The sequence below is a fragment of the Gemmatimonadaceae bacterium genome, from assembly GCA_020846935.1.
Taxonomy (GTDB): domain Bacteria; phylum Gemmatimonadota; class Gemmatimonadetes; order Gemmatimonadales; family Gemmatimonadaceae; genus RBC101.
Window position 1 is genome coordinate 126,277 of sequence record JADLCY010000014.1, and the last position, 26,061, is coordinate 152,337.

At 68.2% G+C, this 26,061-nt stretch carries 23 protein-coding genes and 1 other RNA gene; 5 read left to right on the forward strand and 19 right to left on the reverse strand.

The genetic code is table 11. From position 1 onward, the window contains the following. The first annotated feature begins 18 nt into the window (after positions 1 to 18). The 3 genes from dusB (at position 19) to ssrA (ending at position 2,322) form a co-directional block, all read left to right on the forward strand. Complete coding sequence (dusB, locus tag IT361_17195; protein MCC6319411.1) at positions 19 to 984, forward strand: tRNA dihydrouridine synthase DusB; 966 nt, start codon at positions 19 to 21, stop codon at positions 982 to 984. Continuing rightward, complete coding sequence (larB, locus tag IT361_17200) at positions 981 to 1,730, forward strand: nickel pincer cofactor biosynthesis protein LarB (protein MCC6319412.1); 750 nt, start codon at positions 981 to 983, stop codon at positions 1,728 to 1,730. Before dusB ends, larB begins: the two co-directional genes overlap by 4 nt. Positions 1,731 to 1,961: 231 nt before the next feature. Further along, positions 1,962 to 2,322, forward strand: a transfer-messenger RNA (tmRNA) gene (gene ssrA / locus IT361_17205). Positions 2,323 to 2,398: 76 nt separating this feature from the next. On the opposite strand, the gene IT361_17210 is transcribed toward ssrA, so the two are convergent. From IT361_17210 to truA, 19 genes are all read right to left on the reverse strand, one after another. Then, positions 2,399 to 3,577, reverse strand: a complete 1,179-nt coding sequence (locus tag IT361_17210; GenBank protein MCC6319413.1) for an NAD-dependent epimerase/dehydratase family protein — start codon at positions 3,575 to 3,577, stop codon at positions 2,399 to 2,401. 123 nt (positions 3,578 to 3,700) lie between these two features. Then, entirely contained in the window at positions 3,701 to 6,340 is a 2,640-nt protein-coding gene (locus IT361_17215; GenBank protein ID MCC6319414.1) for an ABC transporter permease, read from the reverse strand. Positions 6,341 to 6,343: 3 nt separating this feature from the next. Continuing rightward, on the reverse strand, positions 6,344 to 6,679 hold the full coding sequence (locus IT361_17220; GenBank protein ID MCC6319415.1) for a PadR family transcriptional regulator: 336 nt from the start codon (positions 6,677 to 6,679) through the stop codon (positions 6,344 to 6,346). A 100-nt stretch (positions 6,680 to 6,779) separates the two neighbouring features. Further along, the gene (locus IT361_17225; protein ID MCC6319416.1) at positions 6,780 to 7,556 is read right to left on the reverse strand and encodes an isoprenylcysteine carboxylmethyltransferase family protein; all 777 of its coding nucleotides are present in this window, start codon (positions 7,554 to 7,556) and stop codon (positions 6,780 to 6,782) included. A gap of 20 nt (positions 7,557 to 7,576) precedes the next feature. After that, the gene (cmoA, locus tag IT361_17230; protein ID MCC6319417.1) at positions 7,577 to 8,326 is read right to left on the reverse strand and encodes a carboxy-S-adenosyl-L-methionine synthase CmoA; all 750 of its coding nucleotides are present in this window, start codon (positions 8,324 to 8,326) and stop codon (positions 7,577 to 7,579) included. An 8-nt stretch (positions 8,327 to 8,334) separates the two neighbouring features. Next, on the reverse strand, positions 8,335 to 8,634 hold the full coding sequence (locus IT361_17235; protein ID MCC6319418.1) for a chorismate mutase: 300 nt from the start codon (positions 8,632 to 8,634) through the stop codon (positions 8,335 to 8,337). After that, complete coding sequence (gene aroF, locus IT361_17240; protein ID MCC6319419.1) at positions 8,631 to 9,680, reverse strand: 3-deoxy-7-phosphoheptulonate synthase; 1,050 nt, start codon at positions 9,678 to 9,680, stop codon at positions 8,631 to 8,633. Before aroF ends, IT361_17235 begins: the two co-directional genes overlap by 4 nt. Continuing rightward, positions 9,617 to 12,280: a pyruvate, phosphate dikinase gene (locus IT361_17245; protein ID MCC6319420.1), complete on the reverse strand. Its 2,664-nt coding sequence runs from the start codon at positions 12,278 to 12,280 to the stop codon at positions 9,617 to 9,619. The genes aroF and IT361_17245 overlap by 64 nt, the downstream gene beginning before the upstream one ends. 32 nt (positions 12,281 to 12,312) lie before the next feature. Continuing rightward, positions 12,313 to 13,695, reverse strand: coding sequence for an amidophosphoribosyltransferase (locus tag IT361_17250; protein MCC6319421.1), 1,383 nt, complete (start codon positions 13,693 to 13,695; stop codon positions 12,313 to 12,315). 1 nt (position 13,696) lies between these two features. Next, the gene (gene purL / locus IT361_17255; protein MCC6319422.1) at positions 13,697 to 16,003 is read right to left on the reverse strand and encodes a phosphoribosylformylglycinamidine synthase subunit PurL; all 2,307 of its coding nucleotides are present in this window, start codon (positions 16,001 to 16,003) and stop codon (positions 13,697 to 13,699) included. Between the two features lie 2 nt (positions 16,004 to 16,005). Beyond that, the gene (locus IT361_17260; protein ID MCC6319423.1) at positions 16,006 to 16,308 is read right to left on the reverse strand and encodes a zf-TFIIB domain-containing protein; all 303 of its coding nucleotides are present in this window, start codon (positions 16,306 to 16,308) and stop codon (positions 16,006 to 16,008) included. Positions 16,309 to 16,348: 40 nt separating this feature from the next. Then, positions 16,349 to 17,041 (reverse strand): phosphoribosylformylglycinamidine synthase subunit PurQ, encoded by a 693-nt coding sequence (gene purQ / locus IT361_17265; protein MCC6319424.1) that lies wholly within the window; start codon positions 17,039 to 17,041, stop codon positions 16,349 to 16,351. Further along, a complete protein-coding gene (purS, locus tag IT361_17270) occupies positions 17,038 to 17,295 on the reverse strand; it encodes a phosphoribosylformylglycinamidine synthase subunit PurS (protein MCC6319425.1) in 258 nt (85 codons plus the stop codon). Before purS ends, purQ begins: the two co-directional genes overlap by 4 nt. A gap of 13 nt (positions 17,296 to 17,308) precedes the next feature. Beyond that, entirely contained in the window at positions 17,309 to 18,175 is an 867-nt protein-coding gene (pssA, locus tag IT361_17275; GenBank protein ID MCC6319426.1) for a CDP-diacylglycerol--serine O-phosphatidyltransferase, read from the reverse strand. Between the two features lie 2 nt (positions 18,176 to 18,177). Continuing rightward, on the reverse strand, positions 18,178 to 18,831 hold the full coding sequence (locus IT361_17280) for a phosphatidylserine decarboxylase family protein (GenBank protein ID MCC6319427.1): 654 nt from the start codon (positions 18,829 to 18,831) through the stop codon (positions 18,178 to 18,180). Beyond that, a complete protein-coding gene (locus IT361_17285; protein ID MCC6319428.1) occupies positions 18,828 to 19,748 on the reverse strand; it encodes a phosphoribosylaminoimidazolesuccinocarboxamide synthase in 921 nt (306 codons plus the stop codon). Before IT361_17285 ends, IT361_17280 begins: the two co-directional genes overlap by 4 nt. Next, positions 19,745 to 21,178: an adenylosuccinate lyase gene (locus tag IT361_17290; GenBank protein ID MCC6319429.1), complete on the reverse strand. Its 1,434-nt coding sequence runs from the start codon at positions 21,176 to 21,178 to the stop codon at positions 19,745 to 19,747. Before IT361_17290 ends, IT361_17285 begins: the two co-directional genes overlap by 4 nt. Further along, complete coding sequence (locus IT361_17295) at positions 21,175 to 22,587, reverse strand: trypsin-like peptidase domain-containing protein (protein ID MCC6319430.1); 1,413 nt, start codon at positions 22,585 to 22,587, stop codon at positions 21,175 to 21,177. Before IT361_17295 ends, IT361_17290 begins: the two co-directional genes overlap by 4 nt. Before the next feature lie 64 nt (positions 22,588 to 22,651). Next, a complete protein-coding gene (truA, locus tag IT361_17300) occupies positions 22,652 to 23,422 on the reverse strand; it encodes a tRNA pseudouridine(38-40) synthase TruA (protein ID MCC6319431.1) in 771 nt (256 codons plus the stop codon). Between the two features lie 146 nt (positions 23,423 to 23,568). Here truA and IT361_17305 point away from each other — a divergent pair, with 146 nt between their 5' ends. Together IT361_17305 and trpD are read left to right on the forward strand one after the other, a co-directional pair. Then, the gene (locus IT361_17305; GenBank protein MCC6319432.1) at positions 23,569 to 24,879 is read left to right on the forward strand and encodes a GAF domain-containing protein; all 1,311 of its coding nucleotides are present in this window, start codon (positions 23,569 to 23,571) and stop codon (positions 24,877 to 24,879) included. Then, positions 24,869 to 25,903, forward strand: coding sequence for an anthranilate phosphoribosyltransferase (trpD, locus tag IT361_17310; GenBank protein MCC6319433.1), 1,035 nt, complete (start codon positions 24,869 to 24,871; stop codon positions 25,901 to 25,903). Before IT361_17305 ends, trpD begins: the two co-directional genes overlap by 11 nt. The last annotated feature ends 158 nt before the right edge of the window (positions 25,904 to 26,061 follow it).

Genomic DNA, 26,061 nt, shown 5'->3' on the forward strand with positions numbered 1-26,061 from the left:
CCACTGATCCTGGCCCCCATGGCTGGGGTCTCGGAGTCCCCGTTCCGGCGCCTCTGTCGTCAGCACGGGGCGGACGTGGTCGTGACCGAGTTCCTGTCCGCCGAGGGCATCCGGCGAGAAAATCCGGCGACGGTGGCCAAGCTCCGATTCGGCGCCGACGAGCGGACGATCGGCGTCCAGATCTTTGGCGCGGACCCGGCCGCCATGCGTGAGGCGGCGGCGCTGGTTACGGACGTTTTCCAGCCCGACTTCATCGACATCAATTTCGGTTGCCCGGTCAAGAAGGTCGTGCGTCGCAACGGTGGCTCCGGATGCCTGCGGGACCTCGACCTGGTGCAGGCCGTCATCCGCGCGGTTCGCGCCGGCACGCATCTCCCGGTCACCGTGAAGATCCGGAGCGGTTGGAGCGAAGAGCTTCGGGACCCTGTGGCCATTGCGCTCCGCTGCCAGGACGCCGGAGCCGGCGCGCTGACGCTGCACCCGCGCACGCGTACCCAGATGTACACCGGCTTTGCGCGCTGGGAGGAGATCGCCGCGGTCAAGGCGGCGCTCTCGATCCCGGTGATCGGCAACGGAGACATCAAGACGCCGCAGGATGTGGTGCGCATGAAGGAGCTCACCAACGCCGACGGCCTCATGATCGCGCGCGGCTCGTTCGGTCAGCCGTGGATCTTCGACCAGGCGCGCGCACTGCTTGAGGGTCGCCCGATGCCGGCGACGCCGCCCGTGGAGCAGCGTTTCGCCATTGCGCTCGAGCACGCGCGTATGGTGCAGAGCTATGAGGCCGATCCCGAGGGCGCCGCCGTGGAGTTCCGCAAGCACCTCGGCTGGTACGTCAAGGGACTTCCCAACTCGGCGGATCTGCGCCGTCGCCTGCACGCGGTCAACAGCTTTGGCGAGGTGGAGGGCATCTTCGAGGCGTACCTGTCGGCGGGGCATCACCTCGAGGCCACGGGGCCCACACTGGAGTCCGTGGAGGCGTGACACCGGAACGCGCGCGCGCGATTCTCGATGAAGTGGTGCGCGGCACGTTGACCGTGGCGGCAGCGCTGGAGCAGCTGGCCACCGCGCCCCTGGAATCGCTCGGGTTCGCGACGGTCGATCATCATCGGGCACTGCGTCAGGGCGTTCCCGAGGTCATCTTCGGTGCCGGCAAGACCCGGGAGCAGGTCGTCGCGATCGCCGAGCGACTGGCAGCGCGCGGCGACGGGTTCCTGGTCACTCGCGCCGAGCCCGAGGTGAGAGCCGGGCTCGTGGCCCGCTTCGCGGGAGCGCGCGTGAATGACCTCGCGCGCACAGTGGCGCTGCCAGCGGACCGACCCGTCGAGGCCCGAACCGGGCGGGTGCTGGTCGTGACCGCAGGCACGAGCGACCTACCGGTCGCCGAGGAGGCCGTCGAAACGCTGCACGCGATCGGCATCCACGTCGACCGGCTCACCGACGTAGGGGTCGCCGGGATCCACCGGCTCCTGTCGCGGTCGGCCACGCTTCGCGAGGCCTCAGTGATCATCGTCGTTGCGGGCATGGACGGCGCTTTGCCATCCGTGGTTGGAGGACTTGTGGCGTGTCCGGTGATCGCCGTGCCGACCAGCGTTGGCTATGGGGCGGCGTTTGGCGGAATTGCCCCGCTTCTGACCGCGCTCAACTCCTGCGCGGCTGGGGTTACCGTGGTGAACATCGACAACGGCTTTGGCGCCGCGATGGCGGCCGGTCGCATCGTCGCCCGGTAGCTCGGGCAACGGGTGGCCGGTCCCGACCCGGACCAGCCGTTGGCGTGCGCCCCGGAGGGCCCGGTCCACGCGACCCGTCGAACCCCTGGGCCTCGGGTTCTTTATGCAGTTCGCCGGACAACACGTTGTGTGACAACTGCTTTACGCCGTCAGTTCACGCAAGACGTCACATTGGGAACCGCTTGACTTCCTCGATGATTCCCTTAGCCTTCGTCAAGTCTCGACCGTTTCGGGGGCGACTTGGCTTCGACGGGGTCGGTGACGCTGCGGTGGCGTGCCCAGGTGCTGAGCCCCTGGTAAAACACTCGGCAAACTCACAACTGCCAACTCTGAACTGGCCCTGGCTGCGTAACGTCTAGTACGGTACGCGCCTTGCTCGACTGGAAGCCCGCCCGAGGCGGCCTTTCGAGTATCGCAATATCGGGATAGTCCGGCGTCGCGCCTCCTGACGTCGGGCGAAACTCAAGGAGGCTTGTGCAGCGATGGGCGGCCTACCGGCCAGTTGCTGCAGACCTCAACCGGTGGGCTACGCACGTAGAAACTGTGGTCGATCTTATCTCGGACCGGGGTTCGAATCCCCGCGCCTCCACTGAACACGAAGCCCCAGCCGCTCGGCTGGGGCTTCGCGTTTCTGGCGCGCGATCAGCGCACGGATTCCCGCGGGTTGCTCAGCCCCGTCGGGACGCGCGCCACGCGGCGATGACCTCGGCCTCCTTTGAGGCCGGGATGCCGGCAATCGTACCGTTCTCCAGGGCCGTCCGTTCGGCCTCGGGGCGCGCGCGATGCCAGTCGAGCGTGTCCTTCGCCGTCACCGCGAGGGGCCTGAACGTGAGTCCAGCCTTGAGGGCCTTGTCGATGTTCCGACGGAGGAACCCAGCGGTCGCCCCTGTCGGTGGAAGCCAGATGGGCATGTGGCGCCAGCCGCGAATCTGCTGCGTCGCGAGAAAGTCAGCCGGTACCCACACGAACGACGCGCCTGCGTTGGTGACCGCCTTGATGCCGTAGAGCACCTCGGCCATCGTCGTCGGCTTGGCGGGACCTGTCGCGTTGAACGTGCCGAACACCCGGTTCTCGGCGCACCGCACGGTGAACTCGGCGAGATCGCGCGCGTCGATGATCTGCGCCGGATCGTCGGGCGTGCCGGGCGCGAGCACTTCGCCACCGCGGTCGATGCGCGCCGGCCAATAGGTGAATCGATCCGAACGATCGAGCGGTCCGACGATGAGTCCTGGCCGAATGACCGTGTGATTGCTTCCGTACTGACGCGCGACTTCCTGCTCCGAGAACGTCTTGAGGGCGCCGTAGTACTGTCCCGCGTGTTCGCGAACGAGCGTGTACGGGTCCACCCCTTCCGGCATCGGAGTCGTCGCCGCGCTCTCGTCCGCGTCAGGCACGCTGTTGTCGGGGTACGTCGAGATCGTCGAGATGAACAGGTAGTGGCCGACGTTCCCCCTGAGGTACTGGGCCGCGTTGCGCACCCAGTATGGAAAGGTCGTCGGATTGTCGATCACGACATCGAATCGCTTGCCTCGCAGGGCGCTCGCGTCGCCGCTCAGGTCGCCGAGCAGCTGGTCGACCTTGCCCTTGAAGAAGTCGGGTCGGGTGCGGTTGCGGTTGAACAGCGTGATGCGGTGACCCCGGGCGAGCGCATACTCGACCTGTTCGGGTCCGGTGAATCCGGTACCGCCAATGATGAGGATGTTGAGCGGGGCGCTCGCCCGCCCGACGTCTGCCGTGGACGGTGCGCCTTGCGCCTGCGCCCTGCGCGAGATGCCCGGTGACCCGAGGGCAAGGGCGCCGCCGGCAGCAGCGGACACCTTGAGAAACGTGCGGCGATCGGTCGGCATCGGCAGCGCGGTCGAGGAAGCCAGCAAGATGGCCGCGCGATGTGACCATCGACAGGTCAGGGGGCTGGCCCGACCGCCAGCGCTCCGAGCCGCCTCCGCGCGGTGACGGCCAGTGTCGCGAGGTCAGGCCTGATCGCTCCGCAGCGTACTCGCTGGATCGATTCGGATCGCTCGCCAGGCCGGCACGATCGCGGCGACCGAGGCGACGACCGAGAGCAGCGCAATGACGCCGAGGTATGTGGTGGCGTCAAGCGCGGAGACTTCGAACAGCAGGCCCGAGATCATCCGCGTGGCCACGACGGCCCCGATCGCGCCGAGTGCGACGCCGGCCACGGTAAGTCGCATCGCGTGACTGCCGACGAGTCGGAGCAGGGATCCCCGCGGTGCACCGAGGGCCGTGCGCACACCGATCTCGCGCGTGCGTTCGGCGACGTTGCCAGCCAGCACGCCGTAGATACCGGCGGCCGCGAGCAGGAGCGCCGTGAGCGCAAACGCCTCGAATACGATCAGCGCAAAGCGACGCTCCGACGCGGAGTCGGCGACGATCGCGGCCATGGGCATCGCGCGTGCAATGGCCAGGTCCGCGTCCGCCGACCACACCGCCTCGCGCACCGCGCCGTCGAGCGCCGGGAGCGCCGATCGCCCCTTCACGACGAGCGACACGGTCGGGTCCACGCCTGCCCACTGCGCCGCAGGCACGTAGACGGCGTCCGGCTCGTGGAGAGCGAGTGAGACCTGCTTCACATCGGCCACCACCCCGACCAGCGTGAACGGGCCGTTGGGTCCGACGCGAATCTGCCGTCCGATCGGGTCCAGCCCTGGAAGACGGCGCCGCGCGAGCGACTCGCTCACCAGGGCCACGGGTGCAGCATCCGCGTCGTCGTCTGCACCGAGGAGTCGACCGCGACGCAGCGCGATACCCATCGTGGCGAAATAGTCCGTACTGACTCCATATCGGTAGGTGCCGCGCAGTTCGCCGGGATCCTGGTCGATGACTGGCTCGAACTGCACGCCATAGAGGTCCTGGTCGCCGCTCAGCGGCAGCTGACTGGTGAGCGCCGCGCTGGCGACTCCGGGCACCTGCTGTACTTCCGCCAGTGCCCGCTGAAACACGGCGTCGATGGCGGAGTCGCCGCCGGGAGGGCGCCGCCCGAGGTGCAGCTGCATCGTGAGCACCGCATCGGGCACAAAGCCGGCGTCCACCGAGAACACTCGGGTCAGGCTCCGCAGCAACAGGCCCGAGCACACGAGCAGCGTCACCGCGAGCGACACCTCGAGCACCACGAGGAACCGCGTGGCGCGCCGCCGGGAGGTCACGGTCCGGCGCTGGCCTCCCTGGATGGCTTGCTGTGGATCGTTGTTGGTGGCGCGTAGCGCTGGCAGGACGCCGAATGCCAGGCCAACGAGCGCACTGACCACCGCGGCAAAGACAAACACGCCGCTGTCGAACCCGATCGCCGCGGCGCGCGGCATGTCCGCCGGCGCGAGCGCCCGAAGGGCACGGACCCCACCGGCGGCGACGAGGAGGCCGAGCGCTCCACCAAGGCCCGCGAGCACGACGCTCTCGGTGAGAACCTGCCTGACGAGTCGCACCCGTCCGGCGCCCAGGGCGGCGCGCAACGCAAACTCACCCTGGCGGCCGGCATCGCGTGCCACGACGAGATTGGTCACGTTCACGCAGGCGATCACGAGCACGAGGCTCATCGCGACCAGCATCGCAAGGAGCACCGGGCGGACGCCTTCGGTGATCGCTTCCTGAAGGGGCAGGGCCGCGAATCGTACCTCGCGGCCGTAGGTCTCAGGCTTCATCTCCCGGAGCACGGCGGTACCGATGGCGTCCAGTTCCTGCGTGGCCTGCGCAAAGGAGACGTCCGGTCGAAGCCTCGCGACGGTTCGCAGGTGGTGGCCCCAGGCGCGCCCTTCGGTGATGGCGTACTGCAAGGGAGCCCAGGCCGTCGCTCCCGGCGCGAGGACGTCCTCGAAGCCCGGCGGCATGACACCAACGATCGTGAACGGGCGATCGTCGAGCCGGAGCTGTCGCCCAACGACGGCGGCGTCGCCACCAAAGCGCACGTGCCAGAACGCATCGCTGATGACGACGACGTCGGGGCCGCCATGCACGTCGTCGGCCTCGGTGAAGGGCCGTCCGAGGGAGGGCGCCTTGCCGTGCACCGCGAACCAGGCGGCGGAGACGCGTCGCGCATCGAGGCGCTCGGGGCGTTCGATGCCGGTGAGCGTGGGCCGCCAATCCTTCACGGCGGCGATCGCGGTCAGGCTGCGCGAGCGCGCGGCCAGTTCGCGATACATGCCGAACGTCCCGCCGTTCTCGGCGCCATCCGGCCGGAGTTCGCGGATCAGGGCGATCTCGTGCGCCTGCGGATACGGGAGCGGATCGAGGAGCGTCGGCTTGATGGCACTGAAGATGGCGGTCGTGCCCCCGATGCCGAGCGCGAGCGTGATCGCGGTCGCGAGGGAAAACGAGGGCTGCGCGATGAGGCGTCGGACCGCGCGGCGCATGTCGGTCGCCGTGCCCTCGACCACCCGCTCCCAGCCATAGCCACGCACCTGCTGCTCGACGCTTGTCAGGCTTCCGAATTCCGCCCGCGCGGCGCGCTCCGCGGCCTCCGCGTCGAGGCCGCGCGCGCGATGCGCCTTCGTGGACTCGTGCAGGTAGTGCGCGACCTCCGACGAAATCTCCTGCTCGGCTTCCTCGCGGCGCGTGAGTGCGCGCCATCCACGGATCGTCTGGCGCCAGAGGTGCATGGGTCAGACCTCGGCGCGCAGGAGACGGGCAACGGCGCCGGTGCGGCGCTGCCAGTCGGCGGTCTCGTCGTCGAGTCGCTTGCGGCCGGCGCGGGTGAGCGAGTACACGCGCGCCCGCCGCGCGTTCTCCGTCTCCTGCCACTCGGCATCGAGGAACCCGCCGCGCTCGAGCCGCTGCAGGGCGGTCAGCAGCGAACCCGGATTGACCTTGAAGACGCCGCGCGACACCTGCTCGATCCGTCGGCCGATGCCGAAGCCGTGCAGGGGCTGCAGGCTCAGCGTCTTGAGGATGAGCATGTCGAGCGTGCCCTGGATGACATCGGTACTGACCTGGTCCACGCCGCGCCTCGCGAAGTGAGTCGAGCCGGAACCTCGCGTGCTTACTCTTGATTGTCAAGATGTGACGAACAAGAGTGTCCCCTGGGGCGCGCGGCCGGACCTACGCGGCGGACCGAGGGCTCCCGCCGTCCTCGCGGAGGCGGCGGCTCTTCTTGAGCCAGCGAGCCGCGCCCCACAGCACCGCAACCAGCGCCACGGCGGCGGCGTATGGCCAGGTGCGCACTGTGCTTCCGTCGACCTCGGCGTATCGGCGTGCTTTCAGGAACAGGAGGACCGCCGCACCGGCCATCCAGTAGGCGGCGCTGCCGTACTCCTTGAGGATCACACGGCGCCAGTTGAAGGTCATGCCCGCTGTCGCGGCGCGAATGCCGCCGAGCCGAGGCCACCAGCGGGGGACGCGCACACAATACGCGCCGTACTCCGCACCGTACTGGCGCCCGAGGTAAGCCTCTTCGGCGGCCACGATCGCTCGGTAGGCGAGCAGGAACAACGGGATGCCAACGCCGATGGCCAGCGTGCTGTGCCACAGCAACAGCAACCCGACGAGGATCATGATGTTGCCGACGTACAGGGGGTTCCGACTCAGCGAGAAGAAGCCGGTGGTGACGAGCCCCTCGGCGTACACCTCTCGATTGCGACCGCCGCGCACGATGTAGCGGTATCCGATGACCGCGACGCGCAGCAGCTGGCCCAGGGCAGCGATGGTCACCGCCACGCCATCAACGATCCGCGCCTGCGACGCATTGTCGTGGAACAGCATCGGTCGGCTGAGCGCGATGAGCGCGATCAGCACGACGGGGAACAGGCCGTCGCGCGTTTTGAACAGGAAGTTGCCGAGTGTAACCAGCCACGCCGGGTTGGCGGGAAGCCCGGGCATCGGGTCGGACGACGCCGAGGTCACTTGACGGCGATCATGCCACAGAAGTTGTACCAGCGGAACCACGTCTGGAACTTCGTGAAGCCGCACGTGGTGAGCAGCGACTGGTTTTCCTCGAGGTGGTAGGGGATCATCACGTTCTCGAGGGCCTCCCGCTTCTGCGTGATCTCCAGTTCGGAGTACCCGTGTCGCCGCTTCATCTCGTAGTAGTACTTGATCCAGAGGCGGTTGAAGAGCGTGTCGTGTTCCGTGAGCTTCTCCACCAGGATCAGGCAGCCCTGTGGGTTGAGCCCCTCGGCGATGCGCCGCACCAGTCGCTCACGATGCAGCGGGCGGACAAACTGCAGGGTGAGGGTGAGGATGACGACAGAGGCGTTCTCGATCGGCAGGTCTTCGTGCAGGTCGCCGAGGACGAGCGAACGTTCGCGGGAACTCGGCACGGCATCGAGCTTGGCCTGCGCCTTGTCGAGCATCTCGCGCGAGTTGTCGATGCCGATGAAACGCACTCGCGGATCGACGACCGGTTCGCACGCGATCAGCGTGGTCGCCGTCGCGCATCCCAGGTCGTAGAGGTTGGTCCCCGGCACCGCAAAGTCGGCCGCGAGCTCCGTGGTCATCCGCTGGATCTCGTGATAGAACGGCACCGAACGCCCGACCATGTCGTCAAAGACGCCGGCGGTGCGCGAGTCGAAGCGGAAGTCGGTCGTGGTTTGCGGGTCGTTGAAGATGCGATCGACGGGACGGGCGTCGGTGGGGGCGGTGTCTGGCATCGGGCGGTTCACGGGACGACTTCCTGGGATTTTCGGGCGATGGTGATCAGCAGGCGAAAGATCTGTCGAACGTCGGCATCGGGGATCCCGGCTTGGCGCGCGGCTTCGGCCGCCGTCTCCATCACGCGTGCTTCGCGCACGGGGTCGAGGAGCGGAAGTCCGGCCACGCGCTTGGCCTCGCCCGCTTCCTCGGCGAGTCGTGCGCGCTGCACGACCAGCTCAATGATCTGCCGATCCAGGAGCTCGATCTCCTCGCGCAGCCGCGCGAGCTGACGGACGGCGTCCTGCGGGGTCGCGGGGAGCGTCATGGCGCGACGCCAGGGTGCGTTGCGCCCGTGGTGGGGGCGACGAGCGTGCGGCCGCTCGCGGCGACGAAGGGCGCGAGCCCGCGCATGAGGGCGTCGAACTCGGATGTCGAGAGGGACTGGTCCGCGTCGGAGAGTGCACTGGCGGGTTGCGGGTGCACCTCGATGATCAGTCCGTCGGCGCCGGCGGCGATCGCAGCATAGGAAAGCGCGGCGACGATGTCGGTGCGGCCGGCGGCATGCGACGGGTCGACGAAAACCGGAAGGTGCGTCTCCTTCCTGAGCACGGGCACGGCAGCCACATCGAACGTGTTGCGCGTGGCCGTGTCAAAGCTGCGAATGCCGCGCTCGCACAGGATGACGTCGGTGTTGCCCTGGGTCATGATGTGTTCGGCGGCCATCACGGTCTCGGCGATCGTGGCGGCAAAGCCCCGCTTGAGCAGGATCGGTTTGCGCAGCCGACCGACTTCCGAGAGCAGCGCGTAGTTGTGCATGTTGCGGGCGCCGATCTGCAGGACGTCGGCGTACATCGCGACCGTGTCGACGAGCCGCGTGTCGATGACCTCGGTCACGACGGGGAGCCCAGTTTCGGCCCGCACGGTGGCGAGCATCTCGAGCGCATCGACCCCGAGGCCGGAGAACGTGTAGGGCGACGTTCGTGGCTTGAACGCGCCGCCGCGGAGCAGGGCGGCGCCGGAGGCCTTCACGGCGCTCGCGACGTCGCGCAGCATGTCGTAGCCCTCGACCGAGCACGGCCCCGCGATCACCGTAACCCGATTGCCACCGATGGTGACCTCGGTATCGGGAAACCGGACAATCGTCGTGTGCGCAGCGTCGACGCGTCCAGCGAGCGGGTATGGGGCTTTCCTTGGAGCGGACACGGGGTTCGGCTCGGGTGCAGGAGCGGCGACGCTAGCCCACCGGGCCCCGACCGTCAACGGCGCGGGCGTCCGGCGGGCGTCGAACGTGCCCCGGCCAGCTTGCCCTAGGTCGCGAGCGCCGCCTGGGCCGCCGCGAGCCGCGCGATGGGCACGCGGAACGGAGAGCAGGAAACATAGTCGAGCCCGGCCTCGTGACAGAAGGCAATGGAGCGCGGCTCGCCGCCGTGTTCACCGCAGATTCCGGTCTTGAGCCCCGGCCGTGCGTCGCGTCCGTCGCGCACCGCCATCCGGATCAGCTTGCCCACGCCCTGCACGTCGAGCACCTGGAACGGATCCTCGGGCAGGAGACCGCGCTCGACGTAACCCGGCAGGAAGCGGCCGGCATCGTCCCGGCTCATGCCTAACGTCGTCTGCGTCAGGTCGTTGGTGCCAAAGGAGAAGAACTCCGCGCCACGCGCCACGTCGCCGGCGGTGAGCGCGGCCCGCGGCAACTCGATCATCGTCCCGATCTGGAACCGGATCTCGAAGCCCATGGCGCGTGCAACCTGCGCGTGGCACTCCTCGAGGATCGCCCGCTGGTGTTCGAACTCGCGCAGCGTGGCGACCAGCGGCACCATGATCTCCACCTGCACGTCGAGCCCGCGCCGCATCGCGCGTACCGCCGCCTCGAAGATCGCCCGGCCCTGCATCTCGGTGATCTCCGGATAGGTGATCCCGAGTCGGCAGCCCCGGTGACCGAGCATCGGGTTGGTCTCGCGCAACCCATCGACGATCCGCGTGAGTTCGTCGCGCGTGAGCCGGAGCTGGCGTGCCAGCAACTTGGTTTCCTCGCCGCCGTGCGGAAGGAACTCGTGCAGCGGCGGATCGAGCAGCCGGATGTTCACGGGAAATCCGTCCATCGCCTCGAAGATGCCCTCGAAGTCCGCGCGCTGCATCGGCTGCAGTTTGGCGAGGGCCCGGCGCCGGCCGCCTTCGTCGTGGGCGACAATCATCTCGCGCATGGCGCTGATGCGGTCGCCTTCAAAGAACATGTGCTCCGTGCGGCAGAGGCCGATGCCCTCGGCGCCAAAGGCCCGCGCAGTACGGGCATCACGCGGCGTGTCGGCGTTCGCGCGCACCGTGAGTCGTCGGGTGTCGTCGGCCCACGCAAGCACGCGTGAAAAGGCCTGGTGCAGCGGCGCCTGCGTCGGTGCGAGCTGGCCGGCGATTACCCGCACGACTTCGCTGGGGACGGTCGGCAGGTCGCCGATGAACACCCGACCCGTCGCGCCGTCGAGGGTGATCCAGTCGCCTTCGCTCACTGCGGTCTCGCCCACGCGGAACTCGCGCTTGTCGACATACACGTCGACGTCCTTGCAGCCGACGATGGCGCACTTGCCCATGCCGCGCGCGACAACCGCGGCGTGGCTCGTCATCCCCCCGCGGGAGGTGAGCACTGCGCGCGAGGCGACGATGCCGTGGAAGTCTTCGGGCGTGGTCTCCTCGCGAACCAGGATCACAGACTCACCCTTGGTCGCGCGCCGTTCGGCCACATCGGGATCGAAGACGGCCAGCCCGGACGCCGCACCAGGGCTCGCGGGCAGGCCCACGGCGATGGGCGTCGCGCGCGCCGACGGATCGATGACCGGATGCAGCAGCTGATCGAGCTGCGACGCATTGACCCGGGCGATCGCCTCCGGCGCGGCGATCAGCCCCTCGTCCACCATGTCGCACGCGATCCGCACCGCGGCGGCCGCGGTGCGCTTGCCGGTGCGCGTCTGCAGCAGATACAGCGTGCCGCGCTCCACGGTGAACTCGAGATCCTGCATGTCGCGGAAGTGACGCTCGAGCACGTCCTGGATGCGCAGCAGTTCGCGGTATGCGCCGGGCAGTTGTTCCGCCATGCCGTCGATGTGCAGCGGCGTTCGGATGCCGGCCACGACGTCTTCACCCTGAGCGTTCACCAGGAACTCGCCGTAAAAGCGGCGCTCTCCGGTGCTCGGGTCGCGCGTGAAAGCGACGCCGGTCCCCGAGTCGTCGCCGAGATTGCCGAAGACCATGGCCACGATGTTCACCGCGGTGCCGAGGGTGTCGGCGATGCCGTTCACGCGCCGATAGTCGACGGCCTTCTTAAGCGTCCAGGACTTCCACACCGCCTCGATCGCGCCCCACAGCTGCTCGCGCGGGTCCATCGGAAAGCCGGCCCCCGTCTTGTGCCTGACGAGTGCCTTGTACTCCTCCACGAGATTGCGCAGCGCGTCTTCGTCGAGGGCGGCGTCGGTGTCGGCGCCGGAGGTGATGCGCTTGGCCTTGAGCAGATGTTCGAAGTCGTGGATCGGAACGCCGAGCACCACGTCGCCGTACATCTGAAGGAACCGGCGATACGAGTCGTACGCAAAGCGCGCGTTGCCGCTCTGCTGGGCGAGGCCCTGGACCGTGCGATCGTTGAGGCCGAGGTTGAGGATGGTCTCCATCATGCCCGGCATGGAGACCGCGGCGCCCGATCGCACGCTCACCAGGAGCGGGTTCTGCGGGTCGCCGAACCCGCGACCCGTGGCGGCTTCGAGTTTGGTGAGATGGGCCTCGACCTCGCGCTCGAGTCCCTCGGGTCGCGCACCGCCGTTCAGGTACGTGAGGCACGTGGACGCCGCGATGGTGAACCCTGGTGGCACCGGAACGCCGATATTGGTCATCTCGGCGAGATTGGCTCCCTTGCCGCCGAGGATCGCCTTCATGTCGCGGGTTCCATCGGCTGAGCCGTTCCCGAAGAAGTAGACCAGCCGTTCCATTGCCACGTATTCCGGGTTGATGGGGTGCAGAATCAGGAATCCTTGCCGGCGCGCATCAGGTCGACGAGTGGCGCCGCGGTCGGATACTCGCCCGAGAAGCACGCGTGACAAAAGCCGCTCGGCCCACCAGGCACCGCGTGCAGCATCCCCTGGAGCGAGAGGTACCCGAGCGAGTCGACGCCGATCTGGCGGGCGATTTCGTCGAGCGTGTGCGTGGCAGCGATGAGCTCCTCGCGGTTCGGCGTGTCGATACCGTAGTAGCAGGGGCCGGTGATTGGCGGCGACGAAACGCGCATGTGGACTTCGCGCGCGCCCGCCGCGCGCACGAGCGCCACGAGCCCTCGCGTCGTCGTACCGCGCACGATGGAGTCGTCCACCATCACCACGCTCTTGCCGACGAGCACCTCCTTCACGGCGTTGTACTTCACCTTCACCTTCGAATCACGGCCCGACTGCGTCGGCTGGATGAAGGTGCGGCCCACGTAGTGGTTGCGGATGAGCGCCAGCTCGAGCGGCAGGCGCGACTCTTCCGCGTACCCGAGCGCGGCAGCGTTGGAGCTGTCGGGGACGGCGAACACGAGGTCCGCCGTCGGGGCAGGGCGTTCCCTGGCCAACTGCCGGCCAAGGGCCCGACGCGCACGGTCGACCGAACCTGAGAAGACGTAGCTGTCGGGACGCGCAAAGTAGACGTGTTCAAAGACGCACCGTGCCAGCGGTCGCGCTGCCGGGAACGCCTGGAACGAGCGCAGCCCTCGCGCGTCCATCGCGACGATCTCGCCGGGCACCACCTCGCGCATCAGTGTCGCGCCAACGATGTCCAGCGCGCACGTCTCCGATGCGACCACGTACCCATCGCCAAGCGTCCCGATGACCAGCGGGCGGAACCCGTGCGGGTCACGCGCGGCCAGCAGCGTCTCGCCGATCAGCACGGCCAGGCAATACGCGCCCTCGACGCCATCGAGCGCCTCGGCCAGCATGCGCTCGGGATCCGTGTGTCGCGAGCGTGCGAGGCGATGCACGATGACCTCGGAGTCCATCGTCGAGGCGAAGATGGAGCCGGCATCTTCCAGGTCGTCGCGGAGCTCGACGGCGTTGGTCAGATTGCCGTTGTGCGCCAGCGCCACGTGGCCGCCCTTGAACCGGGCCAGCACCGGCTGCGCATTGTCCAGCGTGGAGGTTCCCGCCGTACTGTAGCGCGTGTGGCCGATCGCCACGACACCGGGCAGGTGTTCGAGCTCGGTCGCGGAGAGGCCTTCGCCCACGAGGCCCATCTTGCGCGAGCCGCGCGCGACGTGTTCTCCATCGACAGCCACGATGCCCGCGGACTCCTGCCCGCGATGCTGCAGGGAGTAGAGTCCCAGGTGGGTGATGGCGGCCGCGTTCCGATGGCCATAAACGCCGAATATCCCGCACATGTCAGCTGTCTCCCGCGACGGCCAGCGCCGCCTCGTCGGTGGAGATGGCCACCCGCGACATGAGTCGGGGAATGGCCTGGTGAAATGCCTCGCCAAGGCGGGCGATCGAGGTGCGCCACTGGTGCGCGCCAACGACCAGCGCGAAGTCGCCGTTGGATGCCCCAACCGTGCCGATGCGGCATGCGCTCACGCCGTGCCGAGCGGCGATCGCCAGCACCGCAGGCGCATCCGCCGTGGACACCACGATCCGTCCCTGCGCTTCGCCGAACAGCAGCGCGCGAAGCGGGAGCGCCTTCCACGTCGACAGATCCACCTCGAGCCCGAAGGGATCTTCGCGGTTCATCATGGCGCTCTCGGCGAGGGCCACCGCGAGCCCGCCGTCGCTGCAGTCGTGCGCTGACCGTACCGCGCCGGAGCGGATGGCATCGAGCAGGGCCTCGATGAGCCGTCGTTCGCCGTCGAGATCGCAGGAGGGCGGCGCGCCCACGGTGCGCGCATGGATCCGCGAAAGGTACTCGCTCGCTCCGAGTTCGCTCGTGGGTTCACCGAGCAGCACGATGGCATCACCGGGTACGCGGAAGGCGCCGCCCACGACATGATCCACGTCGTCGACGAGGCCCACCATGCCAATGGTGGGCGTCGGGAACACCGCTCCGGTGGGACTCTCGTTGTAGAATGACACGTTCCCGCCCGTCACCGGGGTGCCTAACGCCGTACAGGCATCGCCCATGCCGCCAACGGCCTCACGGAACTGGAAGAACACTTCCGGCCGCCTGGGGTTGCCGAAGTTGAGGCAGTTGGTGATGGCCATGGGGCGCGCGCCGGTGCACGCCACGTTGCGGGCCGCTTCGGCCACCGCGATCCGGCCGCCGGTGCGGGGGTCGAGGTACACGTACCGGCCGTTGCAGTCCGTCTTGAGGGCCACGGCCTTGCGCGTGCCGGGGATCCGGACGACGGCGGCGTCTCCGTGACCAGGGCCCAGCAGCGTCTGCCCGCGGACCGTGGAGTCGTACTGCCGGTGCACCCAATGCTTGCTTGCGATCGTTGGGCTCGAGAGCAGCTGTTCCAGTGTCCACATGGGGTCGCGCTCCTCGGCGCGCTCGGCGATGCCGTGCACGTCGACCGCGCGCAGGCGCTGGACCTCCTCGCCCTCCTTCGCGTCGGGGTGATACATCGGGCAGTCGGTGACCAGCCGTGACCCGGGGAACTCGGCAACCACCCGGTCGCCCTCGGTCACGCGATAGACCGGCTCGGCGATCACCTCGCCGATCACCGCCGCCACCAGATCCCATCGTTCGAGAATCGCCCGCACCTGATCCTCGTGGCCCTTTCGCGCGACGACGAGCATCCGTTCCTGCGATTCGGAGAGCAGGATCTCATACGGCGTCATCCCGAACTCGCGCACCGGCACTCGAGTGGTGTCGATCGTGACACCAACATCGCCGCGCTCGGCCATCTCCGCCGACGACGAGGTGAGTCCCGCGGCGCCCATGTCCTGGATGGCGACGATGTGCCCGCTCCTGATCAGTTCCAGGCTGGCCTCGAGAAGCAGCTTTTCGGTGAACGGATCCCCGACCTGCACCTGTGGGCGCCGCGCTTCACTCTCGGCGGTAAGATCCTCCGAGGCGAACGACGCCCCGTGGATGCCATCGCGCCCGGTCCGTGCGCCGACGGCGATGATCGGGTTGCCGACGCCCTGCGCCTTGGCCCGGATCAACTCGTCTTCGCGCAGGAGCCCGACGCACATGGCGTTCACGAGCGGGTTGCCTTCGTAGGCCGGGTCAAAGACCACCTCGCCCGCGACCGTGGGGATGCCGACGCAGTTGCCGTAGTCGCCGATGCCCTTCACGACGCCCGACACCAACCAGCGCACGCGCGGGCTCTCCAACGATCCAAAGCGGAGCGAATTGAGCAGCGCGATCGGACGCGCTCCCATCGTGAACACGTCGCGCAGGATGCCGCCGACGCCGGTGGCCGCCCCCTGGTAGGGTTCGACCGCCGAAGGGTGGTTGTGCGACTCGATCTTGAAGGCGATGGCCAGTCCGTCGCCAATGGCGATGACGCCGGCATTTTCGCCCGGTCCCTGCAGGACGTGCGGCGCTTTCGTCGGCAGGGTGCGAAGGACCGGTCGTGAGTGCTTGTACGAACAGTGTTCGCTCCACAGCGCCGAAATGACCCCCAGCTCGGTGAACGTCGGGGTGCGAGCGAGCATGTTCACCAGCCGGTCGTATTCGTCCATGGTGAGCCCGTGCTCGGCGACGAGCGCGGGAGAGATGACCGGATCGCCAGGTCGTGGAGACGCGCCCATGCCTACTTGAGCCCGAACATCGAGCGCACAAACCCGCGGATCGCGCTCTGGTCCACGTGTTCCAGCATCTCCAGTTCTCCCTTGTCAAGCCACACGCCGTCGCAGTCGGGGCACCGGTCGAGCTTGATGTGATGGAACTCCGTCTCCCGCAGGTCGGCGCCGCATTTCGGGCACTTCATGAAATGCGTCCGGCGCTCGGCGCGCGCGCGCTCGGCATCGAGCCGTGCGCGCTGATCCTTGATGAGGTCCGCGTCCATCTTGACGAAGTACTCGTCCTCGTTGCGGCTCGGCTTCTGGTCAGACATCGGAGGAAGGGGCGGGGGGCGATTGGCGAAGGCGGCGTCGTCAGGCGTTGACGCGCGCGAGGACGGATTCAAAGAGCCCGAGACCATCGCGCGAGCCTTGCCGCGCATCGATCGCGTTCTCGGGGTGCGGCATCAGGCCGAGGACGTTGCCACGCTCGTTCACGATGCCCGCGATGTGATCGAGCGAACCATTCGGATTTGCCGCATCGGTGAGCTGACCGTTGGCGTCGGCGTACCGGAACACCACCTGACCGTTGGCCTCGAGGCGATCGAGCCCTTCGGCGTCGATGACGAACCGCCCGTCGCCGTGCGCGATCGGCACACGCAGGAGCTGTCCCTTGCGATACTGATTGGTGAAGCGCGTGTCGTTCGTTTCCACGCGCAGGGTGACCGGCTGGCTTCGGAACTGGAGGCTGGCGTTGCGGAGCAGTGCGCCCGGGAGCAGGTGCGCCTCGCAGGCGATCTGGAATCCGTTGCAGATGCCGATCACCGGGCCGCCGGCGCTCGCGTGGGCGATGACCTCCTGCATGATCGGACTGAAGCGGGCGATCGCGCCCGCGCGGAGGTAGTCTCCGTAGCTGAATCCCCCTGGCAGGATGATCACGTCGGCGCCCTGCAGGTCGTGGTCCTTGTGCCAGAGGCGCACGGCCGTCGCACCCAACGGCCCGGTGACGGCGTCGAACGCGTCCCCGTCGCGGTTGGTGCCCGGAAAAACGACGATGCCGAACTTCATGCGGGGTGCACTCCGGCGATCTCGTAGTCCTCGGTCACCGGATTGGCGAGGAGCTTGTCGCACATGGTTCGCACCGACGCCAGGGCCCCGTCGGTTGACGCGGCGTCGACGTCGAGCACCACGTGCCGGCCGACGCGCGCGTCGGCGACCGCGGCAAAGCCGAGGGCGTGCAGGGCGTCGGTCACCGCCTTGCCCTGCGGGTCGAGGATGCCCTTCCGAGGCACGATGTGAACGGCAACGCGAAAACGGGACATGCCCGGAATCCTCTCAGGAGTTGGTTGGGGGAAGCTGGCCGACATCGTCGCGACGCTCGGATCGTGCACGGCGCCGCCGTCGTCGTCGACGCGGCAGGCCATCCTCGGTCCCGCCGACCACGTCGTCTTCTCCGACGTCGAACTCACCGCGCGGGAGACGCCCAAGGAGCCCGAAGAAGACCGTCCGCGCCAAGCCATAGACGATGTAGCCCATGAGCGCCGGGAAGAAGAACTGCTTGGGCAGGAAGATCACGCCGGCGATAGTGCCAAGCACGAGCAGCGAGCCGAGGATCTCCTTCACCGTGCGATAGCCGATGGTCGGCAACGCCGCGTACGACACGTTGCTGATCATCAGGAAGCCCAGCGCCAGCATGATGTAGCGGAGCATCACGTGCCACGGCAGGTCCGCGATCATCGTCTGCGTGTACAGCGGCGTCTGCGAGAACCAGTAGTACGTGGCCAGCGTCATGCCCGCGGCGGGGCTCGGCAGGCCGTGGAAGTGCGTCTTGGCGCGCCCGGCCTGCTCGACATTGAATCGCGCCAGGCGGATCACGGCGCACATCGTGAACAGGAAGCAGAAGATCCAGTCCCAGCCGTGCTGGTTGAGCACGGCGAAGTACATGATGAGCGCAGGCGCGAGGCCGAACGAGATCGCGTCGACGAGCGAGTCGAGTTCTTCGCCAAAGCGGCTCCCCGTGCGCGTGGCGCGCGCCACGCGTCCGTCGAGCGCATCGGCGATCCCGCCCAGCACCACGTACGTCCCGGCGCGCGAGTAGTCGCCGCGTGACGCCGCGACGATCGCGAAGACGCCGAAGAACAGGTTCGCCATGGTGAACCCGTTCGGCAGCAGGACGACAGGGCGAGGGAGGGGGCGTGCCATCGCTACTTCGACGGGAGCCGGCCGATGACCGTGGTTCCCGCCACGGTGGTTTCGCCGACCTTCACGAGGACCTCGGCCGATGTTGGCAGGAAGACGTCGACACGGGAGCCGAAGCGGATGATACCCATGCGCTCGGCCTGCTCGACGCGCTCGCCCTCGCGGCTGTAGGTCACGATGCGGCGGGCTACGAGCCCGGCGATCTGCCTGACGAGGATGCGGCGCCCGTCGTGTTCGAGACCCACCGAGCTCTGCTCGTTCTCCAGCGAAGATTTCTCCGTCGCCGCGTTCAGGAACTTGCCCGGGTTGTAGTGCACGTAGCGCACCGTTCCCGAGACCGGGTATCGGTTCACGTGCACGTTGAACACGTTCATGAAGATCGACACGCGGAGCGCCCGGCCGCGCAGGAAGGCGGGTTCGTCGACCTCCGTGACGTGCACCACGCGCCCGTCAGCGGGTGCGATGACGAGGTCCGCGCCGCGTTCACCGGTGCGTTCGGGGTCGCGGAAGAAGTACGCGACCCAGAGGGTGATGAGCGTGAGGAGGAACGCCACCAGCCAGAAGGGCCACGAGCGCATGGAGAGCGCGGCGGCATAGCCGGCCAGCGCGATGAGCGTGGCGATGCCGATGAACGGAAGGCCTTCGCGCGCGAAGCTCACGAGAGCACCGAGGTGTCGAGAGAGTCGCCGGTAATCCGGCGATAGGCGTCCAGGTAGCGGAGGCTCGTGGCTTCAACGACCGCTGCCGGAAGAGGCGGGGGTGGGGCGTCGCCGTTCCACCTTCCGGCCCGGCGTTCGCCATCGAGGTAGTCGCGCAGCGGCTGCTTGTCGAAGCTCGGTTGGCCGCGCCCGGGCGCGTACGAGTCCTGCGCCCAGAATCGCGAGCTGTCCGGCGTCATCACTTCGTCGATGAGCAGTGTGCGTCCGTTCACGTGGCCGAATTCGAACTTGGTGTCGGCGATGATGATGCCGCGCGGCTCGGCCGCCCGGCAGCCAAAGGCGTACACGGTGCGGGACAGCTCCTCCAGGTGACGGGCCACGTCGTCGCCGACGATCTCCCGCATCCGACCGATCGTGATGTTCTCGTCATGGCCGCTCTCTGCCTTGGTTGCGGGCGAAAACACCGTGGGTGTGAGGCGATCGCTTTCACGAAGCCCGAGGGCCAGCGCTTCACCGGCCAGCGTGCCCGACGCCGAATACTCCTTCCACGCCGACCCCGAAATGTAGCCGCGCACGACGCACTCGATCGGGTAGACCTCGGTGCGACGCGAGAGCATCGCACGACCACGCAGCAGATCACGCGAGTCCGAGAGCGCGGGTACCTGACGCACGATGTCATCCGCGTCGGACGACAGCATGTGATGTTCGAGCGTGCCCTCCAGTTGCCGGAGCCACCACGCGGTGAGCTGCGTGAGCACAGCGCCCTTGAACGGCACGGCCTCACGCATCACGACGTCAAAGGCAGAGACCCGGTCGGTCGCGATGATCAGCAGCCGCTCGGCGTCGACCTCGTACACGTCGCGCACCTTGCCACGGCGGAGCAGCGGGAGCGGGAGGGCGGTCGTTGCGACGGTCATACGCGCACCTCCTCGAGCGGAGCGCCGGCCGCCGCACCACGGAGGAGTGGGTCAATCACCTCGGTGAGAAACTCATCGACCTGCTGCGGCGCGCGCCCGACGAAGCGCTCGGGTTCGAGCGCAGCGCGCAGGTCGGCGATGGCCACCGGGAACCCGGGATCCTCCGCGAGCCGATCCAGCATGTCGTTGGGTGTCCCTTCGTCCTTCATCGCCCGCGCCGCGGCGATCGAATGCCGACGGATGACTTCGTGGGCGTCCTGGCGACTCAGGCCCTGACGCACCGCCCGCACGATCAGATCCTCGGTCGCCATGAACGGCAGCTCCTCGCGAATGCGTGCGGTGATTCGCGCGCGATGCACTTCGAGACCGGCGGTCACATTGCCGAGCAACACGAGAATCGCGTCGGTCGCCAGAAACATCTCCGGGATCACCAGCCGCCGGTTCGCGGAGTCGTCGAGGGTCCGCTCGAAGTACTGCACCGCGTGCGTTTGATTGGCGTTGGTCTCGAGCGAGGCGACGAAACGCGCGAGCGAGTTGATGCGCTCACTGCGCATCGGGTTGCGCTTGTAGGCCATCGCCGACGACCCGATCTGATCCTTCTCGAATGGCTCCTCGATCTCGCCAAACGACTGGAGCATGCGCAGGTCGCTCGCGAACTTCGCCGCGCTGGCGGCGATGCCGGCGACGACGCCGAGGACTTGTGCGTCCACCTTGCGGGAGTACGTCTGGCCGGTCACAGGGATGCTGGCCGCGAATCCCATCGCCCGCGTCACGCGCCGATCGAGTTCGCGCACGCGTTCGTGATCGCCATCGAAGATCTGGAGGAACGACGCCTGGGTACCTGTCGTGCCCTTCACGCCGCGGAACGGAAGCGTGGCGATCCGGTAGTCGAGGTCCGCCAGGTCGAGCACGAGATCCTGCATCCACAAGGTGGCTCGCTTGCCGACCGTGGTAAGCTGCGCAGCCTGCAGGTGCGTGTAGCCGAGCGTCGGTTGGTCACGCCATGTGGCGGCAAAGCTTCGCAACGCGCGCAGCACGCCCACGACCTTCTCGCGCAGCACGCCCAATGCCTCGCGCATCAGGATCAACTCGGCATTGTCGGTGACGTAGCACGACGTCGCGCCGTAGTGGATGTGTCCTTTGGCCGCCGGCGCCACGTCGCCAAAGGCGTGCACGTGCGCCATCACGTCGTGCCGGAAGCGCTTCTCGTAGGCCGCGACCGCGTCAAAGTCGATGTCCTCCAGATGATCGCGCATCTGGGCAATCGCGTCGGCCGGAATCCCGACGCCGAGGTCGCGCTCGCATTCCGCCAGGGCGAGCCAGAGCTGTCGCCACAGGCCGTAGCGCCGTTGCGGTGACCACAGCGCCAGCATCGCCTGCGAGGCGTAGCGCTCGGAGAGTGGTGAGGAGTACGTGGTGCGTGACGTCAACGGATCTCGAAGTCGCGGGTGTAGAGATAGCCCTGTCGCTCGAACACCATGCGAATGATGCCGCGGCCACCGTAGGACTCCAGCGCGCGCGAGACGTCGCTCGCCGCCTGGATCGCCGACCGATTGATCTGCACGATCAGGTCTCCGGTCTGGATGCCGATCTCATCGCGCACGCGATCCGAGACGCCTACCACGACCGCGCCCTGCTGGCTCCGGTATCCGCGCTCGGCGCGGATCTGCGGCGTCAGCGTGGTCAGTTCGATCTCGCGCATCACGGTGACGCGTGGCGCGCTGACTTCCGGGAGGTCCGCCACCACGACCGTGACGGCGCGTTCGCGCTCACCGCGGCGCACGGTCAGCGTCACGCTCTCACCCACTCGCATGTCGAGTCGTGCGGCCTCCCAGTCGAACACGTTCCTGAGCGTCTTTCCGCGGACCGCGACGATTTCGTCGCCGGGCCGGAGGTCGGCTTTCGCGGCCGGCGATCCGGGCACGACCGATCGGATCACGACGCCCGCGGCGACGACATCCCGCGGGTTACTTCCGTCCGGCGTCAGCAGCTTCTCGCCGATCCAGGGCCGGCGAACCTTGCCGTGATCCAGCAGGTCGTCGACCACGCGACGCGCGCGGTTGATCGGGATCGCGAACCCGAGGCCGATGGACCCCCCGCTGGGCGTGTAGATCGAGGAGTTCACGCCGATGACTTCCCCGGTCGCATTCACCAACGGTCCGCCGGAATTGCCCGGATTGATGGAGGCATCAGTCTGGATCATGCCGAGGTACACTCCGTTCCCCTCGCTGCGGCCCAGCAGGTTGCGTCCGGTCGCGGAGACCACGCCCGTGGTGACGCTGGGCTCGGTGTTGCCGAGAACGAAGCCGAACGGATTCCCGATCGCGATCGCCCATTCGCCGATCAGCAGTTGGTCACTGTTGCCGAGCGTCGCGATGGGCAGGTTGGAGGCTTCGACCTTGAGGACGGCGAGGTCGTTGGCTTCATCCCGCCCGAGCACCTTCGCGGGATAGGTGGTGCCGTCGCGCAGCATGACCGAGATGCGGGTCGCGCCTCCGACGACGTGCTCGTTGGTGACGATGACGCCATTGGGTCGGATGATGAACCCGGACCCGATACCCGATTGCGTTTGCTGACCCGAGCGGCCGCCGAAAAAACTCTCGAAGACATCGACGGGCACGCGTTCGACGGTCTCGGTCTGCACGGTGACCACGGCGGGCGCGATGCGCGTGACGGCCTCGGTGATGGCGGTGCGCCGCTGCGCCGAGATCTGCGCCGCCTGCGCGAGTCGCTGCGCGGTATCGGCGGCCGCGGCGGGCGGGCGCTGCTCGCCGGCGCTGGCAGCGCCTTCACACGCCAGGCCGAGTGCGAGGGCGATCGATGCGAGCACCGCCTTCACGCGAGGGCTCCGGTCAGCGAGACGCCAAGCGACCACAGCCGGGCCGGGACACGAGCGCACATGTTCAACGAAGGTAGAGGTCGTTCGGATACGTGACGGCCTCGAGGAAGAGGCCGTGCGGCGGTGCGGGGGCAGACACGTCGTCGTTCGATTCGGCGAGCAGGAGGCGCTCCATGTCCTCCGCGGGCCGGCGTGCCGACGCGATGTCGATCATGGTGCCGACGAGGAAACGTACCATGTGATGGAGGAATCGATTCGCCTCGACATGGAACGTCAGTCCGTGCGCACTCGGGCACCACTCCGCGCGCGAGATGTCGCAGCAGTGATCGTCGGTGTGTGGTGCGGTGCCGCGCACGGCAAAGGCGAGGAAGCGATGGCGTCCCCGGATGTGCGCCGCCGCGGCGTCGAGGGCGGCGCGATCGAGAGGTCGGGCAACGTACCACTCCCATGAGTGGCGAAAGGGCGAGAGGGCGGAGTCGTCCGTGCCGACGTGGTACGCATACCGTCGGGCGGTCGCACTGAAACGAGCGTGGAACTCGGGACGCATCTCGTGCGCCGCCGCGACCCACACATCATCCGCGAGCAGGGCGTTCATCGCCCGTCGGAGCGTCGCCGCCTGCCACTTTGCCGGCACCTGCACGCCGACCACCTGGCCGCGGGCATGGACGCCCGCGTCGGTCCGGCCGGCCCCTTGGGCCACGATTCGATGTCCACACAGTGCGGCGAGCACCCGCTCGAGTTCGCCCTGAACGGTCCGCCGCTCAGGCTGGACTTGCCAGCCCGCGAACGCGCCTCCGTCGTAGTGCAGCACGAGCTGCACGGTGCGCACCGACACGGGGCGAAAGTTAGCCTGGCGACCCTTCAAGTCAAGCAAACGCACAGGAGGCGCAACCGATTGACTTCCTTTGACCTACACCTCCACATTGCACCTTCCGCGCGGCCTGTTTTTCATGGCGCGGCGATGCCACCTCCTCGCTCGTCATGACCCCCCGCAGCCTCCCCTCGCTAGCGCATGCGCTGAGCGTGGCGCCGGACCTCGACGCCGCGCTGGTCGCCTTGGGTGAGGCCCTGGTCGAGGCCGACCGAACCGCCGTCCTGGGCCTCCTCCGGTATGACGGTCGACGCAGCCTCCTCCGCGACCGCCTAACGCCGAGCGGCGGGCAGGTCGTCCGGGCGCCTGTGGACACCACCATCGACCACCTCCCGGCGACGGTTCGCACGATGCTCGCCAGTGGCGGGCAGTTTGTGGATCTCGGAGAGAAATCGGGCGAATACGCGCGGCTGCTGGGTCTCACCGCGTTCTCCGATGGCGGCGTGCTCTCGCTCCGCGGTCTGCTGACCGACGGGCAGCTCTCCGCCGTACTCGCGCTCTACGAGCAGCGGCGCATGTTCGGCACCAGAACCTCGGAGCGCCTGAGTCCGGCGGCCGCGTTGTTCGACCTTGGATACGCGAGATTCCAGGAGCGCGAGGCGCGCGAGGAGGCGGTCGCTACGCTGGAGGACGTCACGACGCGCGTGCACGCGGAGTACATGCGCAAGCTGGCGGGCCTCGAAGAGGAACTCGGTCAGGCGCGCGGGGCCGCGAACAGGGTGAGTGCCGACGACGCCGAGCGGCGCGTGCACCTCGAGCGTGACGTGGCGGCTGCGCAGGAGGAGTCGCGACGCGCCTCGAGGAAGTCCGCGTCGCTCGAACAGCAGCTCACGGCCGCCGTGTCCCAGCTCGAGCAGGCGCACGTGGAACTGCACCGCCGCCATGAGACGCTGCGCCAGAAGGTCCGCACGCTCTATCTCATCGAGCGCTCGCTTCGCCTGGACAACACGGCACGCGACCCGCGTGCCCTGGTCGACGGGCTTCTCGCGCTGGTGGGCGACGACATGCAGGCCCAGCGCTGCTCACTCATGCTGCGCGCGCCGGAGCCGGAGATGCTCTACCTCGCTGCAGCGCGCGGCCTGGCCCCCAACATCGTCATGGGAGCGCGCATCCCATACGGCAAGGGCGTCGCCGGCGTGGTGGCGGTGTCGCGGGAGCCTCTCCTCGTGCAGGACGCCGCCGAGGTGAACGAACACCCGCTGCTGCGCGATCAGTATCTCACCACCGGTTCGTTCATCTCGTTCCCGCTCGTCTATCGCGACGAACTGATCGGCGTCGTCAATCTTACGAATCGCGCCAAGCGCGGTGTGTTCATCGAAGAAGACGTCGAGCGCGTCTCACTGCTGGGGCTGGTCATTGCACTCATCGCGACGCGCAACGCGCTGCCCGATCGATTGCTGGAGCGTCTCGGTGACGGCTGACGCGGTCCTGGGGGCGATCCGGACACTCGCGGCGGGGCAGGGGCTGTCTGCCGACCAGGCGGCGGGCGCATTTGACGGGATCATGGCGGGCGAGGCGTCGGCGGCGCAGGTGGCTGCGCTGCTCATGGGGCTCCGCGTCAAGGGAGAGACGGCTGAAGAGGTGGCTGGCGCCGCCAGGGCGTTGCGTCGTGCCATGGTCGTGCTCGATGCCGATGAGCCCGAGTCGCTGGTCGACACGTGCGGTACAGGTGGTGGCACGGTGACGACGTTCAACATTTCCACCGCGGCGGCGCTCCTCACTGCCGGGCTGGGCGTCCGCGTGGCCAAGCACGGGAACCGCAGCTTTACGTCCCAGTGTGGAAGTGCCGACGTGCTCGAAGCACTCGGTGTGCCGCTGGACGTGGCGCCGGAACGTATGTCGAGCGTGCTCCGCGCGGCGGGGATCGTGTTCATGTTTGCGCCCACGATGCATCCGGCGATGCGTCATGTTGGCCCGGTTCGACGCGAACTGGCCATCCAGACGGTGATGAACGTGGTTGGCCCGCTTGCCAACCCGGCCGGTGCCGGGCGTCAGGTGCTTGGTGTGGCGGACGCGTTGCGGCTGCCACTGCTCGCCGGCGCCCTCGCATCGTTAGGTACGGCCCATGCCATGGTGGTCCACGGCGTCGCCGGCCTCGACGAGATCTCCCCCGTGGGGTTGACCCGGGTGCTCGAGGTACGGAACGGCAGCGTGCAGGCGTGGGAGATCGATCCCGCGGCGCACGGATTCACGTCGGTGCGTCCGGAAGACCTGGCCGGGGGACCACCGGCGCGCAACGCCGCAATCATTGCCGAGGTACTTGGAGGTCGCGGGGCAGTGGCGGCGACGGCGGCGGTCGTGCTCAATGCCGCGGCCGCGCTGTACGTCGGTGGGTGTGTCGACTCCTACGCTGAGGGCGTGGAGCGGGCGAGGGGCGGGATCACCTCGGGCGCCGGACTCGGCGCGCTGGAGCGCATGCGCGTGGCCTACACGGCGACAGCCTGATCGCGCGAGGGCCGAACGGATCGGTCAATGCGCGCGCCTGCCGGCCCGCGCCAGTGCGCACAAATTCGGTCAACGCGCGTGCCTGCCGGCCCGCGCCAGTGCGCACACCTCTGGTCAACGTGAGCGCCTGCCAGCCCACGCCGAAGTTCACAGCTCGG

Coding starts and splice junctions, on each gene's coding strand:
- purS (MCC6319425.1), bottom strand. CDS start 17,295: ATGTCCCGTTTTCGCGTTGCCGTTCACATCGTGCCTCGGAAGGGCATC.
- IT361_17245 (MCC6319420.1), bottom strand. CDS start 12,280: ATGGAACGGCTGGTCTACTTCTTCGGGAACGGCTCAGCCGATGGAACC.
- dusB (MCC6319411.1), top strand. CDS start 19: ATGGCTGGGGTCTCGGAGTCCCCGTTCCGGCGCCTCTGTCGTCAGCAC.
- IT361_17250 (MCC6319421.1), bottom strand. CDS start 13,695: ATGTGCGGGATATTCGGCGTTTATGGCCATCGGAACGCGGCCGCCATC.
- purQ (MCC6319424.1), bottom strand. CDS start 17,041: ATGAAGTTCGGCATCGTCGTTTTTCCGGGCACCAACCGCGACGGGGAC.
- IT361_17285 (MCC6319428.1), bottom strand. CDS start 19,748: ATGACCGTCGCAACGACCGCCCTCCCGCTCCCGCTGCTCCGCCGTGGC.
- IT361_17305 (MCC6319432.1), top strand. CDS start 23,569: ATGACCCCCCGCAGCCTCCCCTCGCTAGCGCATGCGCTGAGCGTGGCG.
- pssA (MCC6319426.1), bottom strand. CDS start 18,175: ATGGCACGCCCCCTCCCTCGCCCTGTCGTCCTGCTGCCGAACGGGTTC.
- IT361_17235 (MCC6319418.1), bottom strand. CDS start 8,634: ATGACGCTCCCCGCGACCCCGCAGGACGCCGTCCGTCAGCTCGCGCGG.
- IT361_17210 (MCC6319413.1), bottom strand. CDS start 3,577: ATGCCGACCGATCGCCGCACGTTTCTCAAGGTGTCCGCTGCTGCCGGC.
- cmoA (MCC6319417.1), bottom strand. CDS start 8,326: ATGCCAGACACCGCCCCCACCGACGCCCGTCCCGTCGATCGCATCTTC.
- purL (MCC6319422.1), bottom strand. CDS start 16,003: ATGGGCGCGTCTCCACGACCTGGCGATCCGGTCATCTCTCCCGCGCTC.
- IT361_17215 (MCC6319414.1), bottom strand. CDS start 6,340: ATGCACCTCTGGCGCCAGACGATCCGTGGATGGCGCGCACTCACGCGC.
- IT361_17260 (MCC6319423.1), bottom strand. CDS start 16,308: ATGTCTGACCAGAAGCCGAGCCGCAACGAGGACGAGTACTTCGTCAAG.
- IT361_17225 (MCC6319416.1), bottom strand. CDS start 7,556: ATGCCCGGGCTTCCCGCCAACCCGGCGTGGCTGGTTACACTCGGCAAC.